The sequence below is a fragment of the Bacillus sp. FSL P2-0099 genome (assembly GCF_038007445.1).
Classification (GTDB): Bacteria; Bacillota; Bacilli; order Bacillales; family Bacillaceae_G; genus Bacillus_A; species Bacillus_A mycoides.
In genome coordinates this window covers 2,620,367-2,638,662 of record NZ_JBBOXE010000001.1, presented here as the reverse complement: position 1 = coordinate 2,638,662, position 18,296 = coordinate 2,620,367, and the positions used below count along the sequence as shown (strand labels likewise).

The window sequence follows — 18,296 nt, the reverse complement described above, 5'->3', positions numbered from 1 at the left end:
AAAAAGAAATCAATTATTTTGGATATATATAACTAGTCTCTAGCGAAAAAGATACTCTTACTCAAGTGAAAAAAGCTCCCAATATCCCATCTGCCATTCAAGATTCAAACGATATGGAAGACCCTACAGGATATTGGACAACAGAAAAGATGAAAAATGCAATTCCAGTAGATAAAACAAAGAATATTAATAGATGAGTCATAAATGAATAAAAAGCGAACCATCAATATTAAATTGGTTCGCTTTTTATTATACTTACACTTCTCGCCACCAAGCAGCCGTAGGATAATCTTTAGATTGTAACGCAATAGCTTCACCGATTTGTGGCGTTGCAATATTAACCCCTAAACGATTTGCTTCTTTCGTAACACGTTCAATAGGATCACTCCATTCGTGTAACGCTAACGTAAAAGCACCCCAATGAATAGGAACGAGCAATTCTCCTTTAACGTCAATATGAGCTTGTACTGTTTCTTCTGGCAACATATGAATAGCAGACCATCTCGTATCGTACTGCCCGCATTCCATTAAAGTAAGATCGAATGGACCATAATTCTCACCAATTTCCTTAAAGTGAGGAGCATAACCACTATCACCACTAAAGAAGACTTTAGTTTCTTGACCAAGAATAAGCCATGAACACCATAACGAACGATCTTTATCTGTCATACTTCGTCCAGAGAAATGCCTTGCAGGAGCGCAAACTAACTTAATATTATCAAACGTAATTTCATCCCACCAATTATGTTCACTAATTTTATTAGGTGAAACACCCCATTTCATAAGATAACGCGCAACTCCAATCGGGACATAAAAATGCTTCGCATGATCTTTTAACCGCATAATACTTTTGTAATTTAAATGATCATAGTGATTATGAGAAATGATAATCGCATCAATTTCTTGAAGTTCATCATGTTCTAAAGAAAAAGCACCACTATACCGCTTACTATTAAACACAGGAAATGGGGAAGAGGCATCTCCAAACATAGGGTCTAATAACAATTTTTTACCTTCTATTTTCAAAAGAGAAGCAGAGTGCCCAAACCATGTCACACTCTCTAAAGATTCATTATTTTTATTCGATAAAACAATAGGTAAATTCTTTACAGGACGTAGCTTTGTTTTCATTTTAAAGTAATCAGTCATTAAACCGATAATATCTTTCGGATTAAAACTTACATCAGTCGGAATTTGATTCATATATTTCTTTTTCATTAGTTCTCCTTTTTACGTTTAACAATATACGTATGTTGTTATTGTAGCTAATTGTAGTTTAAACGAAATCATTTTACCTTTCATCTTAAATGCAGTACATTTAATAAATTCTTCAAATTTATTATTTATATATAAAAAATAGAATTCATTTAGCAGCAGCTAAAACTAATATTATGTATTTGTGAATTGTTTTGTTTAAGTACATTCTTTCTTATAAACAACAAAGACCGTATGTTTCTTTATATGTTATAGAAGCAGATAGGTAACTAATTATCCACAGGAAGGAGAGTCTATAAATGCTAGAAGAAAGAAAAAAGAAGTCTAAATGTAAACTATTAAATATCAATAATTAAATATAGAATTCTAGATAACCTTAGTATAGGTATCAACATAGCTATACTAAGGTTTTTTATTTGAAATCATTAAAGGATACTAATTTTTATTTATAGAACATAGTAAATACATAGGTTTTACAATTAAATTACTAAAAAAGAAGGTATTTTAAAATGCTTGCTAATTATACTCCGGAGAAAATACTTAAAACAACTTATGAGACAAAAATGATTTCATAAGTTGACAATTATCCAACTTTAAAAATAAGCGGAACAAACCTTCAATATTTACTTGTAATGCTCCATCTGGGCATAGAATCAAATACTATAAAAACGAAGCTAAATTGGACTAACGAGGAATTCGAAAAACAAATTAAAACTGCACTTAACATAATTGAAAAGCATTCTAATCAAATTGATGCTATGTCTAAAAGAATCGAGACATTTAATCATTTACCTAAAGAATCGTATAGTCTTTTACTATATAGTGGTGTGTTATTAGATTTTGGACAAATAATTAACATTGAGGAAAACTATTTAGAAACAGAACGGCCTTTGAGAAACAATAAAAGATATTATTATGCGATTATAGAACAAGAACAAACAGACAAAGAGTCCTTTGGAATGTATGGTAATACGTATTTGGATTTAGGGGAATATCAAATTGGTCTTTATGGAAACACTCGATATACAACTTTGAATTTAATAACTGCGAATAAAGAAACGTTTGAAGAATATTTTCACGATGCTATTACTGATATTAATTATACAAAAAACAATTAGTTAAAAATTTTGTAGCAGTAGATAGACAAGTAGACTTAAATTCAAATGTATTATACGAAAAATTAGGCTTATATAAAAATCCGCAATGAATTATCCCAGTGTTTAAAGCTAAAGATTTATCTATACTTAACGAAATCGCGAACACAATCAGTAAAGATTTGATCTTATTATGTAAAGAAAATGAGAAACCTTTAAAAGAATACTTTGCAAGCAGCAGATACGCAAAAGAAATAACTTACGAAGAATTTTTTATTTGGTGGTATCACTTTTTCTATACAAAAATAACTGAAGAATTAATAAAACAAGGCATAATTAGTATCAGCACTCAAGAAAATCAAACATATATAATCTATTAAATACCTAATTTTATAAATATAAGCAGCGTATTATAACTCCACATATGTAGCAGAAGGATATGTGAAAAATCATTTGTAAAATAGATATTCATCTAAAATCAAACATGAAGAAAACACGATATAAATAGGGGAGATGCACCTTGCAAAAGAAATTTATTAACCCGGAAACTATGCCAGCAACTTTTGGATACTCACATATTGTTGAGGTTAGTAACGCTACACGGACAATTTACATATCAGGACAAGTAGCGATTAATGTTGATGGTCATATAGTTGGGAATGGAGATTTAGGTACACAAACGCGCCAAGTATTTGAAAATATTAAAATAGCATTAGAAGCTTCAGACTTAAATTTTAATGATGTAGTAAAATTAACATTTTTCTTGACGGACATTTCTCAAATGGCCATTGTTAGAGATATTCGAGATCAATACATCAACACAAACAATCCACCAGCAAGTTCAGCTGTAGAAGTTAACAAATTGATTAACAATAAATTATTAATCGAAATCGAAGCAATTGCTGTAGCAAACTAATTTCAAAAACTTATTCTTAATCATATCAACGCAATTCGTTCACTTTAAACGAATTGCGTTTTTTATTAACTAAAATATAAATTATACACGGAAACATTCTTATCAATAACACAACATAAATAACTTAAAAAACAAATAACCACACAATCTACAACACATTATGAACCCAATTAAAAAGGGGAGACTAATAACCATAACTAACATATAATAAGTTTATTACTTTTTACTAGTTAACATAATATATATTATACGAAGTTATATAGAGTAAGTGTTTATCTGTATCAAAAACCAAGTAAACTATACTTAATGAGACGAAACGGGGATTTTTAATGAGATTCACATAAAATCTTATCTAAATGAATTTCTACAGTTTTTATCGTTTATTTCGCTATAAATTAATCACAGCAAATCTTAATCGATTAATTATCGTTTAACGAATCAAAAATAATTTTGATTAGCACGGAATTTTTTTATGCGAAATAAATTTTTCTATACAAATGATAAATTTCATTTTATGTTTTGCTTTATAGATTTATTGCTAATTACATATGTTTTATTATTTTATATTTTTGTTGTTATTTCTTTTATTTACGCTTGACTTTCATTGTATTCTTCATTCTAGTTAACATAACGTTTATTTTTAACGTAAAGAAATCCTCCTCACCTTCAGGAAGATTTCTTTTGCTAGCTAGTAATCCATTTATCTATTTTTAGTAACAATCCCAATTGTAAATAACATTGGAAAAATCTAGATTTAATAAATCGTCTTTCTTTATAAAGAAATTAGCAACACCAGAATCTCCCCACATAATATTTAATGAATCATCTGTATCGATTTGCAGCAATAATATATCATGTTGCTGGTATTTTTCTTCCCATTCCCTTGGATCTGTCTGTGTGAAAAATGGATAACCACCAATTTTATGCCCTTGATCTTTACATAAATCATCATACAGTTCGCCTAATTCTGTATTATTTTCTTCATCAACAATTTCTTCCCAATCAATTTCCTCACTAAACATCTTTTCAAATCGATAATCCCTTGATGTTACGGGCTGATAACCCAATTCAAACTTTAATTTCGCTGCTTCAGGTATGATAAAGTCCTCTAATTCTGAAGTGTTTAAATAACTAAAATCAGTAATAACCTTATTTAAATCTTCTATAATTGTAGAATGATAAATAATTCGAAAGTCTTTTTGGATTGTTGGATGATCAAAATCTGCTCCGTAAAGCTCATCTTCAGCACTTACGAAAAATTGTAGCATACCCTTTTGAGGCATATATTCAACATGCGGCATTTCTTCAAAGCTTAGCTGCGCAAGTAACATCATAGGTTGTCCATTTGAATCTTTAGGATGCTCTTGATCTATAGGTAAATACGGATAACCACCAAATTTACTCTCAAAAAGCGTTGTCTCTGCTAATGTTCCAGACGCTTTAATATAAGGTTTCACACTTTCTTCTAAAATACTACGATACTGCTCTAGTTCTTTCGGAATTTGAAGTTGATACGTATTCTTCATTACATTTACCTCCCCTTAATAATGAATTGAAAATGCCCTACTTAATTATATAGCAACAGATAACTTCATTGAAAATCGTTAAATATCCGTTTTAACCCTCATTTTTTGCGCACTTGGCGGACAAAGTAAATTATGTTCTGAGACCTTTTTATTAATAGTTGTAATTAACATAGCTGCTTCTACATTATCCGTTAGTTCTTTTAAATTTTCTTTTAGATGATCTATTTCCTTTGAAAGTTCAATCCACCTAGACAAAACATGATTATTTTTCAAAGTTCTATAAAGTTGCTTGTCAGGATTATACGAAAGATCTTTATCAAGATTAAGAGGTTTCCCTTTCCCAGGTAAATCATTAAACGCTCCTGTCTTTTCTGCCTGTTTAACGATAGAGCTAATATGATCCTCATACGTGAACGACCAAACTTTTTCATCTTTAACTAAAATTTCTTGTTTTTTAAGTTTTTTATCTAGCTCATCTTGATTCATAGATTCTCTCTCCTTTTTATTTTATAGTGTGGTTTTTGTATATTTTAATGCTTTCAACCCATCAAATAACTTTTCTCGTCACCAAACACCGTCATGACCACCTTGAAACTCTTCATAAGTAATTTGGTATCCTTTTTCTTTTAAAGCTTTATACAGGCGTCTATTAGCCGTTAAAAGAGGTTTGTTTTCAAGTTCTCCTGCTGCTATGTAAAAATGAGGTTGACTCGTATTAGAATCTATAGATGAAATTTGATTTTCAATCCAAGGAATTTGATTTTCATAACCATCCTTTTTCCAATGCACGGATCCAGACATTGACAACACGTTTCCGAAAACATGTGGATTTTGAAGCGCTGCATAAAAAGCTGCTAAGCCACCAAGACTTAAACCAGCAATTGTTGTATGATTCTTTTCTTGATATACGTGATACCTAGCTTGAATCCATGGAAGTAGTTCCTCCGTTAAAAATGTATTCATTTTATCGTTATAAGTTAGCTCTTCTAGTCGATCAACGGGTTCTATTGCAACAGCAATACAAGATGGGATTTCTTTTTCGTATATTAAATAATTGAGTGTTCTTGCGATTGAAAGGTTATTAATGAATGAATTCCCATGTAGTTGATTTACAGACAGATCCCAACCAGGAAAACTACCGAATACATAAACGTTTTCAGTTTTTTGATCCCCTAACCATATATACGTTATAAGCTTATACTGATTTTCTACAGGACATTGTTCTATTAGTGGCGTATTATTTGACTTTATTTCATGCAAAAAAGTATAAATTGCTTCTCGTTTCCTTTTTTTAATTGATTATTAAGCTCCTCTAACTTAGGACTAATTATTGAAGTCACCCATCTGCCTCCTTTGTATTTCTTTCTTTTCACTAGATTGCTTTTATAAAATTTAGGATTAGTATGTTATGTATTTAGATGAGTTATTTATTTAGAAGGTTTATCAATTGCCTGAATAGAAAGTTCCAACGCTTTTATTCTTCTTTCTAAAAGTGTTCTTTGAGGACTACCAGCCTTAGACTTATCATAGGCTCTCTCAATTGATGGAAGCAAACCAGCAAGGATATTACAAGCTTCTGCTAACTCTTCTTGGCTATACCGATGACTTTCTTGATTCCACACGTTCTCTAACACTGCTAGCCCTATACAAACGGCTTTAAGCCTTTTTTTCACTAAGGTAGTATTTGCTCCCTTTTGAGTCATCTGTGAAAAAGCATTTTCAAGTTTACGAATTGTCGATTGTAAAGATTTTATTGATTCCAATTTATCTATATTTGACACGTTTTCCATGTTACTATTGTTCCTCCTGGCTTAACTTATTTAATACTGGATATAATAAGTACTTGATTTCACTCGAAATATTTTATCATAAATAACTAACTATATTCGAATTGGATAATGGATTAAAGGAAAACGGTATCTAAACGCCTCTCCCTCCTTTACATCATTCTATATGTACTTCTTTCTTCGTATTAGAATCCCTATATAAACAAGGTATTAAAATTGTATTTTTTATGAACAAAAAAACGCACAAGCAGCATAACTTGTACGTTTTTATTTTTATTCAGTAAGATAATACAGTAATAGTTTCCGGGCCTTCTCATAATTCATGAAATCTCTATACAAAATGGGATACTTCACAATTTCTGTTTCTATAAAACGATATTGCGGAAACCATTCAAAAAACGATTTCTTTAGCCACTTTATTTGATCAAACACAATCTCCTTTTCGTTGTTATTAAGTATGTAACTTAAAGTACCTGCTGTATGCATCCAATAATAATTTAAATCAGCGCTTATGCAATCATCTTCTGTAAACATATTATTAAAATCTTTTCGTATTTTTCGAAGGTCACAATTCGGAATCGGTTTAAGCAGCGGACTATGCATTTTCTGCAATTCATTAAAAATAACCTTTTTACCTAATAGCAACTTTCCACCCCTTTATTTCTCTATCCAATTTAATAATTTTTCATAATGATATTGAGCATCTGTATAGCCAAGATTATATAGGTTAACAAGTTTCTCTTTATTTCTTTCTATTCCGCTTATAGGAAGCTGTGCGCTTGGCTGAATTACATAAAAATTATCTTTTTGTTCGTTGTGATTCATATAAGATACAGTTTCATTATAAAAACGATAATGTTCTACTAAATGCTCTGCGATTTTTGGATATCTTCTATATAAAATTTTAGCTAGTCCAGAAAATTTATTACGCTGCTTCTCGTATCCTTCTGGCTTTGTCATTATAACAACGTTTTTTAAATAACCATCATTTTGCGCTTTAAAAACTGGAATAGGATCTAAAATTCCTCCATCTAACAATTTTCGATTATCATATTCTACAGCAGGTGCTATAAACGGCACAGAGCTTGATGCACGAATAATTTTTAAAATATCATTTCCATGTTCTGTTTTATTATAATAAACTGCCTGTCCTGATTCACAATCAGTCGTTCCGATTACAAACTGTTCATTTGAATTTAGGAATGTTTGAAAATCAAACGGTACAATTTTGTTTGGTACTTCATCAAATAAAAAATCCATTCCAAATAATTCACGTTTTTGAATTAAGTTTCGATAAGATATATATCTGTGATCTGCTACTAGCTCTGTATTCACTTTTTTATTTCTTCCTTTTTGACGTGACAAATATGTTGCTCCCATACACGCTCCGGCGGATACACCGACTACATACGGAAAGAATAAGTCCCTTTCCATAAAATATTCGAGTACTCCTGCAGTATATAATCCTTTCATTCCGCCGCCTTCTAATACTAAACCGATATTTTTCATGCTATATCCCTCTACTTCTGTTTTCTTAATTATATGTTAGCACAAGATTTTAGGATGAGGTTATATAAATTGGTTGCAATAATAACAAAAAACTATTGAAGCAATGTCATAATCTATTAGCCATTCGCATGGTACAATATAAGAAACTCATTCCACATATTATAAAGGAGGAATTTCATATGGGTTTATTTAGTGGTATTTTAGGAAATGCATCAAGTGCGAGTACAGAAAGCGTTGAACGTGATTTAGAAAAGATTATGCTAGACGATGAGAAAGTTGAGCATGCTTATAAATTAATTCGTGATTTAATCGTATTTACAAATCGTCGTCTTATTTTAGTAGATAAACAAGGAATATCAGGTAAAAAAACAGAGTATCATTCTATTCCTTATAAAAGCATTACACAATTTAGCATTGAAACAGCTGGGCATTTTGATTTAGATGCAGAGCTTAAAATTTGGGTATCTAGTATGGATGATCCAATTACGAAAGAATTTAAAGGTGACGATAGTATTTTAAGCATTCAAAAAGCGTTAGTAACATATACGACGAAATAACGCCTTTCCGTATATTTATTCATTATCGAAATTACTAACCCGAGTATTTTGGAAGAATATGCGTTGTTTTTGTATATTCAATCTAAAATAACATGAAAAGGTAAAGCGTATTTCAAATGCTTTACCTTTCTTTTTTGTAATAAATAAGTGTAGTTTTATCATTTAATTTCTTTATTACTTCTGTTCTTTTATACCCCATTTTTTCGTATAGAAAACAATTTCTTTCTTCTTCTAAAATCGTAGCAAGTTCAAAACTCCGTGCTTCTGGAAACATCTCTTCAATTAAAATAAGTACCTTCTTAGCGATTCCTTTCCCTTGATAGATTGGATGAATGAACATTGGACTGATCCAAAATTTATAAGGTCTTTCTTTTTGGGATATACATATCGCTCCAACAAGGTTCGAATCTATTATCATCTTATAAAAGTTGTTGTTCGGATTATTTATTCTTAAAATAGTTTTTTCAATAGATTCATTTGCTGGATTTGTTTCATAGTCTTTATATTTATTTAATAAAGGACTAAATGAGTCTATTTGCATTTGAAATAAAACTGCTGCATCAATTTCTGTCGCCTTCTCTAATGTTACCAATTTAAACGCTCTCTTAAAGAAGTAATATGAGCTGTATGATGACGACCGTGCCATGCATATAGTCCAATTGCAGCAGCAAGTTTTGTTTCTCCTGATTCAGGATGATTAAATGTCTTTTCTAAATCTGCCGGTTCTAAAGAATATAATAAGTTAATCCATCTTTTATGTAATGAATCTAGCATTACAAGTGAAACATCTACTGGTAATTTCGAGTCAGGTAGCTCTGCCCATTTTTCTTCTTTGTACGGTTTAATAGTTGGATTCTTTTCTGTCAGTGCTAATTTAAAGCGTATGTAGCTATTCATATGACTATCAACAACATGATGAACAACTTGGCGAACAGTCCATCCACCGACGCGATACGGTGTATCTAACTGCTTCTGATCTAAATCTTTTATCGCTCTTGCTAGTTCATTAGGTAAATCCTCTATTTCTTGAATCCATTTATCAATTATTTCTTCTGTAATAGTTCCTACGTAAGTAAATTGACCTATTGGATAACGTAAATCCTTCATGTACATGTCCCTCCCTATTATTTTTAACCCTTAGTAGTCCTCCAAATATAATGTACGAAATTTACGTTTTCTCCGTTTAAATCTACAGTAGTTGTCTCCGCTTGCTTTTCACGAGAAAATCCGTTCTTTTCTAATACAATTTGTGAAGCTATGTTATTTGTTGTTGTCATAGCATGTATTTCATTAATTTCATAGACTCTTGCTTGAGCCAAAATCAATTTTACAGATGATGCTGCAACTCCTTTTTTAGTAAACTTCTCTCCAACTCGGTAGCCTAACGACCCAATTCGTTTTTCCTTATCTACATCAACTAAATTGATACGTCCTACAATTTCTTTTTCTGTATTACGTATGAGATGAAAATAAGAAATCCCCTCAGTTTGTTCTTTTAATAGTTCGTCAAGTTGCTTTTGAAAGTATTCATACACGTAATAATTAGAGCCACGACTTGGTACCATTGTTTCAAAAAATGATTTGTTCGTGAGTTCAAAATTAAATAAATCTTCAGCGTCTTGATTCTTTAATTGTTCTATGTATATTTCCATCCCGTTTACCCCTTCTTGATTTACTAACTGTTATACATTCTTTTTTAAACGATAATTTTCCTGCTATTTCTTTCGTCTGAGTAATACAGTAAGTAATACTCTAGGATGAAAAAGATGAAATGGACTACGAATTAAGTTCATAACTCTGACTAACCGAATATAAATATCAGAATCACTTGCAGAAAGTTGATATATTTGTTTCGTATACCATTGCTGAAATTTTTGTTTCGTAGTTAATTCTTTCTGTAACTTAGGATGACGTGCTATCTCCGTTGTGGTCATTTCCCAAGGTGTTTTGATAATCATAGCAGTCTTCCTATAAAACTCTCGAGTTAATGTTTTATCAAGCCTTTTTCTCCCTTGAAGAATTAGTTGCAATTGGTGAGCTTCCATAGCTGCAACTGAAACACCTTGTCCGAAAACTGGATCAAAACGACAATGCGCATCTCCAACTACTAACAATCCTTCAGGCAAATTATTAACTAGATCAAATCGCCTGCGTACTTGATATGGAATTTTGTACGTTTTTATATCGGTAATCGCCTCAGATTTGTTTAGAAACTCTGTAACATTAGTGATTGATAGGTTTTCAGCAAAATCATAAAATTCATCATCTGTTTGCGGTGCTTTTTCATTCGCATATCCACTAAAAGTAACAAAATAACGATCATCTTCAATCGTTTGAATTAGAACACCATAAGGATTCTCAGGAAAACTTGGAGACATAAGCATATTACAGCAGTCTAATTTCTCTTTTTCTTTGAGCCTAAACATTCTAGTTGCGTAAAACAAATCAATTCTTACTTTCTCTTCTTGTACTTCGAAATTGTATTCTTGTAACCAATCTATACTTTTCGAACCAAATCCACTTGCATCAACAACAAGATCTGCATGAAATTCTTCTTTCATTCCTGTTTTCAAACATTTAGCTGTTATTCCATAGACTTTATTAAGTTTGTTATCTACTAGTAATCCTTCAACCAACATTTCATACTTCGAAGTAACATTTGAAACTTGTTCAATTCGTTTTTGAATATGCGATTCTAACAGCAGACGACTTTGTTGAATCATATTTATTTCGCCTTTGAAAGGCTGCTTCCATAGGCCGAACTGATGCCATTTTAAATCGCGAGTAAAGTTATTTACGATGCTACCTGCTTCAATTAATTCATTAGTAATGTTAGGAAACAACTCCTCAAGTGCTTCTTCGCCGCCTTTTAATAACACATGCGGATGATTACTTTGCGGAACTCTTTTTCGCGGACCATTTCCATCCCATTCTTCACCAGCTTCTACAATGATTACTTCTTCAAACGTATTTGATAAAGCCTTTGCGGCGAGTTTTCCTGCGATACTTCCACCAATAACAATAGCCTTAGTAAACATTTTTTCCCCCTTAATGAAAAGAGATCCTGTCGTGTATGAATGGAACAGGATCTTAACTAATAATTCCTTGATAATTATATTTAAAACACCTGTGTGAATTGCAACATTAAAATTAAAATACCTAATCCCCATACGTAATACGCGAATACTTTTAAAGAATGACGTTTTAAATATTGAATCATCCATGAAACTGCTATGTAACCAAAGAACGCTGCTGATAATGTTCCGACAATTAGTGATGTACTAGAAATAGATTCAGCTTTCCCTTGAAAAACATCTGCAAATTGCAAGATGATAGCTCCGACAATAGCTGGTGTTGATAATAAAAAGGAAAAGTACGCCGCTGTTTCGCGGTCTAACTTTCTCCATAATGCAGCGACAATTGTCATTCCAGAACGGGAAATTGCTGGAAATATAGCTACTGCTTGAAATGAACCAATTATGAATGCATCTTTATATGTAATATCATTCATTTTTTTACGACCGTTCTTTTGTTTATCGGCCATATAAAGAAATAAACCCGTCACTAAAAACTCCCAACCTATTGTTATACCTGTTTTTGAAATATCTTCAAAAAAGTCTTTAAATAATAAGCCGATTACAACCGCAGGTATCGTCCCGACAATAAGTAATAGCATAAGCTTTGAAAATGGATTTTTTATTAAATAAATAAATTCTTTTCTATAATAAATAAACACCGCAAGTAACGTCCCTATATGCAGCATCGTATCTAAAAACAAACCTGCCTCATCTAACTGAAAAATATGTCGCCCTAAATATAGGTGACCTGTACTGCTTATAGGTAAAAACTCTGTCAGCCCTTGAATAATTCCTAAAATAAAAGCTTCTAGCCAATTCATGATGATCTCCTTTCTCATTTGCTTGTACCAATATATGATGCTTTAATTTTTGTTATGAAAGAAAATATATTTCTCTTGGGGATTTACTTTAACCTTTATTTAGAAGTTATGGATTGCGATAAATATGGATATATATATGTAAAAAAAAGGAGGGTTTACATGGAGAAACACACAAAATTAGGCAACATATTACTTTGGATTGGACCAATTCTTGTGTTCTTAGGCTTATGTATGACAAATGTAATTACAGACATACCTTTCTTCGAAGGAAAGCATAAAACTTTTGGAATTATTATGTTATTTATAGGGGTACTTTGTTTAATTACCGCTCATTACTTTAAAATACGAAAAAATTCTGCCGATTAAATAATCTATTCCCTTATAAGGAGGAACAAATGCGAGGAAAATCATTACGGACAAAAATTACAAAGCTATATAAATAAAAACAATCCTAGTGTATGTACTAGGATTGTTTCATTTCGCTAATGTTGTTTATTTATAAAACACTTTATCAACGTTATATTTCGCTTTGTACTTATTAATGATGTATGTTTCGTAAATTTCTCTTTCAGTTGGATCTTCTACGATACATGCATCGATACGGTATACTTCATCACGATTATTTTTGATTGGTGAAACATTATCTTCAAAATGCTTTTTAATACGTTGTCTAATTTTACGAGCTTTACCTACGAAAAGAAGTTCGTCATTAATATTGTAAAACATAAAAATGCCGCCTTTATCTCTAGGGAACAAGTGGAAATCGATAAAACCGTTAATTGGAGTAATTAATGGCTCGTCTCCTTTAATAACTTGGTTACGTTCAGTAATTGAAACATCAGCTTCAGGAATATTAATTTTAATCAAGTTCATTCACGTCCTCTTTTATTATAAAGATAAATAATAGCATAAGTATGTAAGAAAAGCTATGTTAAGAGAGATATTTCATTTTATAATTCAAATATTATAGGTATATCATGTAAACTTTTTTTCCAAATCATATGATCGTTTGATTCGCCCCAATAATCCTTCAGCACATAACTAGGTTTTCCAAACTTTTTTGTCCATATACTTTGTGCTTTTTTGTATCCACTATCTAAACAGCATTCGATTATTCCTCTGCTAAGTAATGTAAGATACATTGTATTTAGTAGTAAACTCCCTATACCTTTTCTTTGATACTCCGGAAGTATAAATACAGTTCCTATTTCATACAAATCCTTAAGTACACCGTCTGTACAACTATTAATCAATGCACTTGCTGGACCGATTTCAATCGTTCCAATGATTTTATCGTTACTTGTATCTATTGCTAATAAAAAGTAACGACTTTCTCCATTACTATCAAAATCATTTTTTAAATATTTCTTTTTCGAGTTAATTTCATTTTCTATGTCATCTAATAGATGTGATAACCCTTCGTTTTTAAATGTATTAGTAATAACAAGACGAAAAAACAAATGTAATTCATCTAAATCATTCGAATTCGGCCTTCTAATTTCAATGTTATACATGGCTTACATCTCCAATTTTTAAAAATATATGAGAAAGTGTATTTGTTCAAAAAGATTTTATGCAATTGCTAAGACCATACTTTATATACTCTATTCATTATTATTCTACACAACTCTGCATAGATCCAGCAGTATAAAAAACTCAGTATAAATATTAATGTAATAACTTTTATATCCATAGTCGTATGAATAGTAGGACCAAGTACAGGAAAACGGAAGATATCGAGAATGATCATAATTCCTATAAGTAGACATATCGCTGAAAAGGAAATTACCCAAATCCTCCTCTTGAATTGTAAAAAGGATACTCCTAACGCTACACCTAATAAGCCTGTAGTAAAGGGAAAGACAATTAGTTCACTTGGCTCAATAATGAATAATAGGAAAATAGTAAGAATATAAGAAAGTACTCCCTCACGAATAGAATAACAAATAGCCAGAAAAATCGGTAGCGTCGCGAAAGGACTAATAAATAACCCAATTCCAGGGATTAAGTTCCCCGCAGATTGAAAAATAGCAGCAAATGAACCGAGTAATGCTGTAATGACTAACCTACTTGCAGGCGTCACCTTTCTTTTATGAACAAAATTCACATCCTGCTCTATCATCCATTGATACCAATAGCTTCTAAAGCGATTCATCAAATTCCCCCTAAAGAGACTTAATTCACCACTTTCTATTTTTATTCAAATACTTATTGGTTATGTTTTACTTTCTGCTTGTTAGGAATCACTATACAATAGATGTTTATCCATAGAAGGTTTTTTAAGAGGCGCTAAGTCGTGCGTTTGAAAAAGTATGAATTCCATATATTTTTAGACTAAGAGTTTATACCGTATCATGGAACAATTTCAAAAATAGTACCTTTGTTAAATTCAGTTACTTTCATAGAACCATAAACTCCTAAATATAATCTAGTTTGATCTAAGTTTGTTCCTAAACTAACATAATAAGCTGCTTGAGTCCCAAAATCATAAGTGGTTTCAATAACATGAAAATCATTACGTTTCCCGTCTAGAGCTGCTCTAGTAAAAGCTAACACTCCCTTTACTGGAGATTGAAATTCTTCTTTCTTAGCAAGATCAGTAAACACGATACTACCAGTTAAACTAGGAATTGTAGTTCCCATATATGGTTGTACTCCTGTAAGTGAGGTTCCTCCAAACTTATCTGCTCTGGAATCTTTATGAAAATAACTAATTAGGGGCTGTATGCGCCTCACTGATGTTTCTATTGTTTCATTATAATAAGCCATTGTTCTCTCATCCAAAGTAGGATTCTCAGAACAGTGCCTTATAAAAGAAGTAGGAAATTCTCCTTCCCATCCTCGCCAACCAAAATTAATAAATCCATCTTGATTGGGAGTGGATCTCATTAAATGCGTTTGAACAAGTTCGGTAACCGGTATGGGTTTATAATAAACAAACGAAAAAATAGACTCTACAATATCCTGCCCGACATTTCCAGCATATTTGATATATTGATTATAAAACCTTTGAAATGAAATACCTGTTATATTCCGAACTCCTTTCGCAATTACTGTAAGTGTTTCTTGTATAGATAAAGGAAACTCATTAAAGCGTGTAACTACTGGAGGGTTATTTATGAATGTATTTTTACTTACATCAATTTCAATTATTTTGCCCGCTATTTCTAAATCATCCTGGCTTAAATTAAATGGATCATAACCCGATCCACCATCTCCATTTGTAAAAACAAGTTTTCCACTCTCAGGTGAAAAGTTTAAACTATTGACTCCGTTATGATTAAAAAAGGGCCTTCTTATGTTAAGTAATGTCCGTCGTTTTTGAGGTTGACTATGTGATTGTAAAATCCATTCCTCAACCGTATCAATATGATCATATTGAGTATCTCTATTTACCCACTTTAAGTTTAAAGTTTTCGGATCACACGGATTAGGTTTAAAAGGTTCAGAAAGGGCACCCGGACCTTGAGTGCCAGCTACTGAATAATGAAGGTAAAATAAACCGTTTTGATAAAATTGTGGATGAAACGCTAGTCCTAGCAATCCTCGTTCATCATAACCGCTACTAGAGACACCTTCTTCAAACGTGCCTAATTTGATAATTCGCGGGCGAATATCTAAAAAAGTCCTTATAACTCCGTCTCCTATGTAAAAGATTTCTCCTACCTGGGTTGCAATAAATAACCTTTCAATTGAGTCACCTGGTAGTATAGTTGTTTTCAAAACAGTAGGTAAATTGAACTTACTTGCAATGGGTCGTAAACTAACCTTAACTTTTGTCAACTTACTTTACACCCCTTTAATTGCGTTTTATTAAAAGAATATGATTAGAACTGTTCAATTAGTATCCAATTAGGGACTAGGGAATTGGATACTAGTTCTGACTGCGCTGCTTTTCCTGCTTCTCCATATAACTACGCATCCGTCGCATATATTCAGGTGCGTCCATTCGATTCCCTGCGATCATTTCAATAATACAGAGTCTTTTGGCGCTTTCCTTTTCAGCATGGATTATAGCCTGATCAAGCTCTCCATAGGTCCGGACCGTAACGGTAAACGCGTTACCTCCAAAAGCTTCGGCTAGCTTGGTGTAAGACCATTGAGGGATTTCGTTGTACTTTTGATCCTCTGTTTTGACATTTAAATATCTCTCGATTGTATAACCATCGTTGTTCAAAACAAAGATTATAGGCTTGCAGCCGTAATAGAGCATAGAACTGATTTCCTGTGCCGTTAGCTGCAGGGCACCGTCACCTGTAAACACCAATACTCGGCGTTCCGGCGCGGCCATAATAGCACCTAACGCCGAAGGGATTGCGTAACCGATAGACTGCCATCCACCTTGTCCAATATATGTTACATTGCCCGGCAGTCTGACCTCTCCCATTCCATAATAAAGCGTTCCGGTCTCGGCGATTACAATATCCTCCTCTTTCAGCATGCGCTGAAAACGTGGATAATAGCCGTCCGCCATTAGAGGTCCGTCGGCAATAGTTGTGAATTGCTCATAAGGGAATGACAATTTTTTTGTCAAACCTTTGCCTGTATAACTCAACTTCTGCACAGCAAGTAGCATGTCGGCTGCAAGAACATTCGGATATTCCGCCTCAGCGATTTTAACTATATCTGGTTGAATATTGACAGTTATCAGTGGGTTCAGCTTTGCGGTAAAACTTGCGGTGTTTGTATCCGCCCATACCATACCAATCGCAATGATACAATCTGCATTCTCCACTGTACTTTGGACTTCAGTCCTCCCGAAAGAGCCTAAATACATTCCGATATAATTTGGATGGTTCTCGTCGAATCCGCCCTTCCCGTACATCATCGTTACAACAGGCACATTCATTGCATCGGCTAGCTGCCGAGTCGCTGTCTGAAGGCCGAATCGCATCGTTTTCACATCCACCAAGATAACTGGTCGGTGGGAACGTTCCAAAAGCAGACGGACATTATTCACTGCAGCCTGAAGGGTATTCGGGTTGGATGTTGGACGTGGTGGTGCCGGTTCTGTCCAGACTTTAATCGGCTTGCTCACTAAATCATTAGCCACAACCAGGTATACCGGCTTTTTCTTTTCCTTAGCAATGCGAATCGCAGTCTGAATCTCAATCTTGGCATTTTCTGGTGTAAGCACGGCAGTATAAGCCGTTATCTGCTCATACACCTTGCGAAAGATGTCAAAATTTCCATCCATTAAGGTGTGGTGCATCAGCTTATGCTCTTTTTGATCCTTCTCAGGAGGGGCACCCACAATGTGTATTATTGGCACATGCTCGCTGTTGGCTCCCGCTATCGCATTGCATGCACTGAGCTCCCCGACCCCAAATGTCGTAATAAGAGCCGATATTCCTTTGATTCTTGCATAGCCATCTGCAGCGTAGCCCGAGTTTAGTTCATTTCGTCCTTCTATAAAACGGATGCCGTTATAACATTCCAAAGTATCAAGAAGTGTAAAATTATAGTCCCCTGCGACACCAAAAATTTCGGTTATGCCCTCCAGTTTCAGGCAATCGAACAAATACTGGCCAACCGTTTTTTGATCAGGTCCCCTTTGTAAACCAAAGCTGCCCGTATTAATCATGTTGTCCATCGCTTGCTCACTCCTTATCTATTTCTTTGGCTTGTTCTATTTTATAGTACCCTTTTTGATAATTCCCTTTAATTAAACCGGTTATCCGTTGTGCAACAATTAATGGAGAAGAAATAATCATTATCTCTGGAGAAAGTCATAAAACAGGAGAAGGAGAAGAAATACTAAAACATTACAGAATTTACGATACGGGAAAGCCCA

Annotated in this window: 20 protein-coding genes and 2 pseudogenes; 5 read left to right on the top strand and 17 right to left on the bottom strand. The window is 33.0% G+C overall.

Annotated elements, in window-relative coordinates:
* Window positions 1-65: 65 nt before the first annotated feature.
* The gene (locus MKY90_RS13345; protein WP_265325026.1) at window positions 66-197 is read left to right on the top strand and encodes a hypothetical protein; all 132 of its coding nucleotides are present in this window, start codon (window positions 66-68) and stop codon (window positions 195-197) included.
* Between the two features lie 58 nt (window positions 198-255).
* Here MKY90_RS13345 and MKY90_RS13340 read toward each other — a convergent pair whose 3' ends face one another.
* Window positions 256-1,218: an MBL fold metallo-hydrolase gene (locus MKY90_RS13340; protein WP_078185844.1), complete on the bottom strand. Its 963-nt coding sequence runs from the start codon at window positions 1,216-1,218 to the stop codon at window positions 256-258.
* A 629-nt stretch (window positions 1,219-1,847) separates the two neighbouring features.
* Between MKY90_RS13340 and MKY90_RS13335 the strand changes: the two are divergent.
* A pseudogene (locus MKY90_RS13335) lies at window positions 1,848-2,689 on the top strand (hypothetical protein).
* A 140-nt stretch (window positions 2,690-2,829) separates the two neighbouring features.
* Window positions 2,830-3,225 carry a RidA family protein gene (locus tag MKY90_RS13330; protein ID WP_215599628.1) on the top strand — a complete coding sequence of 132 codons (396 nt, stop codon included), beginning with the start codon at window positions 2,830-2,832 and terminating at the stop codon, window positions 3,223-3,225.
* Window positions 3,226-3,935: 710 nt separating this feature from the next.
* On the opposite strand, the gene MKY90_RS13325 is transcribed toward MKY90_RS13330, so the two are convergent.
* From MKY90_RS13325 to MKY90_RS13300, 6 genes and pseudogenes are all read right to left on the bottom strand, one after another.
* A complete protein-coding gene (locus MKY90_RS13325; protein ID WP_078179059.1) occupies window positions 3,936-4,751 on the bottom strand; it encodes a YwqG family protein in 816 nt (271 codons plus the stop codon).
* 78 nt (window positions 4,752-4,829) lie between these two features.
* A complete protein-coding gene (locus MKY90_RS13320) occupies window positions 4,830-5,237 on the bottom strand; it encodes a DnaJ family domain-containing protein (protein WP_050000460.1) in 408 nt (135 codons plus the stop codon).
* Window positions 5,238-5,315: 78 nt separating this feature from the next.
* Window positions 5,316-6,091, bottom strand: a pseudogene (locus tag MKY90_RS13315) (alpha/beta hydrolase).
* An 87-nt stretch (window positions 6,092-6,178) separates the two neighbouring features.
* Window positions 6,179-6,541, bottom strand: a complete 363-nt coding sequence (locus MKY90_RS13310; protein ID WP_078179061.1) for a hypothetical protein — start codon at window positions 6,539-6,541, stop codon at window positions 6,179-6,181.
* A 270-nt stretch (window positions 6,542-6,811) separates the two neighbouring features.
* Window positions 6,812-7,183, bottom strand: a complete 372-nt coding sequence (locus tag MKY90_RS13305; protein ID WP_078179062.1) for a YxiJ-like family protein — start codon at window positions 7,181-7,183, stop codon at window positions 6,812-6,814.
* A 12-nt stretch (window positions 7,184-7,195) separates the two neighbouring features.
* Window positions 7,196-8,047, bottom strand: a complete 852-nt coding sequence (locus MKY90_RS13300) for a patatin-like phospholipase family protein (RefSeq protein WP_078179063.1) — start codon at window positions 8,045-8,047, stop codon at window positions 7,196-7,198.
* A 179-nt stretch (window positions 8,048-8,226) separates the two neighbouring features.
* Between MKY90_RS13300 and MKY90_RS13295 the strand changes: the two genes are divergently transcribed.
* Window positions 8,227-8,604 carry a PH domain-containing protein gene (locus MKY90_RS13295; RefSeq protein ID WP_002065713.1) on the top strand — a complete coding sequence of 126 codons (378 nt, stop codon included), beginning with the start codon at window positions 8,227-8,229 and terminating at the stop codon, window positions 8,602-8,604.
* A 121-nt stretch (window positions 8,605-8,725) separates the two neighbouring features.
* On the opposite strand, the gene MKY90_RS13290 is transcribed toward MKY90_RS13295, so the two are convergent.
* From MKY90_RS13290 to MKY90_RS13270, 5 genes are all read right to left on the bottom strand, one after another.
* Complete coding sequence (locus tag MKY90_RS13290; protein ID WP_445661549.1) at window positions 8,726-9,250, bottom strand: GNAT family N-acetyltransferase; 525 nt, start codon at window positions 9,248-9,250, stop codon at window positions 8,726-8,728.
* Window positions 9,190-9,711 (bottom strand): YfiT family bacillithiol transferase, encoded by a 522-nt coding sequence (locus tag MKY90_RS13285; protein WP_002013255.1) that lies wholly within the window; start codon window positions 9,709-9,711, stop codon window positions 9,190-9,192. The genes MKY90_RS13290 and MKY90_RS13285 overlap by 61 nt, the downstream gene beginning before the upstream one ends.
* 23 nt (window positions 9,712-9,734) lie before the next feature.
* Window positions 9,735-10,256 (bottom strand): GNAT family N-acetyltransferase, encoded by a 522-nt coding sequence (locus MKY90_RS13280; RefSeq protein ID WP_050000463.1) that lies wholly within the window; start codon window positions 10,254-10,256, stop codon window positions 9,735-9,737.
* 63 nt (window positions 10,257-10,319) lie between these two features.
* Entirely contained in the window at window positions 10,320-11,642 is a 1,323-nt protein-coding gene (locus MKY90_RS13275; protein WP_002013257.1) for an FAD-dependent oxidoreductase, read from the bottom strand.
* Window positions 11,643-11,722: 80 nt separating this feature from the next.
* Window positions 11,723-12,502, bottom strand: a complete 780-nt coding sequence (locus MKY90_RS13270; RefSeq protein ID WP_002013258.1) for an undecaprenyl-diphosphate phosphatase — start codon at window positions 12,500-12,502, stop codon at window positions 11,723-11,725.
* Between the two features lie 159 nt (window positions 12,503-12,661).
* Here MKY90_RS13270 and MKY90_RS13265 point away from each other — a divergent pair, with 159 nt between their 5' ends.
* Complete coding sequence (locus MKY90_RS13265) at window positions 12,662-12,868, top strand: hypothetical protein (RefSeq protein WP_016127054.1); 207 nt, start codon at window positions 12,662-12,664, stop codon at window positions 12,866-12,868.
* 126 nt (window positions 12,869-12,994) lie between these two features.
* Here the strand turns inward: MKY90_RS13265 and MKY90_RS13260 are convergent, their stop codons facing one another.
* The 5 genes from MKY90_RS13260 to MKY90_RS13240 all read right to left on the bottom strand — a co-directional run bounded on the left by MKY90_RS13260 (window position 12,995) and on the right by MKY90_RS13240 (window position 18,095).
* On the bottom strand, window positions 12,995-13,375 hold the full coding sequence (locus MKY90_RS13260) for a nucleotide excision repair endonuclease (protein ID WP_002013261.1): 381 nt from the start codon (window positions 13,373-13,375) through the stop codon (window positions 12,995-12,997).
* A 77-nt stretch (window positions 13,376-13,452) separates the two neighbouring features.
* Window positions 13,453-14,016 (bottom strand): GNAT family N-acetyltransferase, encoded by a 564-nt coding sequence (locus MKY90_RS13255; protein ID WP_016127053.1) that lies wholly within the window; start codon window positions 14,014-14,016, stop codon window positions 13,453-13,455.
* Between the two features lie 68 nt (window positions 14,017-14,084).
* Complete coding sequence (locus MKY90_RS13250) at window positions 14,085-14,657, bottom strand: hypothetical protein (RefSeq protein ID WP_016127052.1); 573 nt, start codon at window positions 14,655-14,657, stop codon at window positions 14,085-14,087.
* A 197-nt stretch (window positions 14,658-14,854) separates the two neighbouring features.
* A complete protein-coding gene (locus MKY90_RS13245) occupies window positions 14,855-16,285 on the bottom strand; it encodes a PQQ-dependent sugar dehydrogenase (RefSeq protein WP_016127051.1) in 1,431 nt (476 codons plus the stop codon).
* A 91-nt stretch (window positions 16,286-16,376) separates the two neighbouring features.
* A complete protein-coding gene (locus MKY90_RS13240; protein ID WP_341091526.1) occupies window positions 16,377-18,095 on the bottom strand; it encodes an alpha-keto acid decarboxylase family protein in 1,719 nt (572 codons plus the stop codon).
* Window positions 18,096-18,296: the final 201 nt, after the last annotated feature.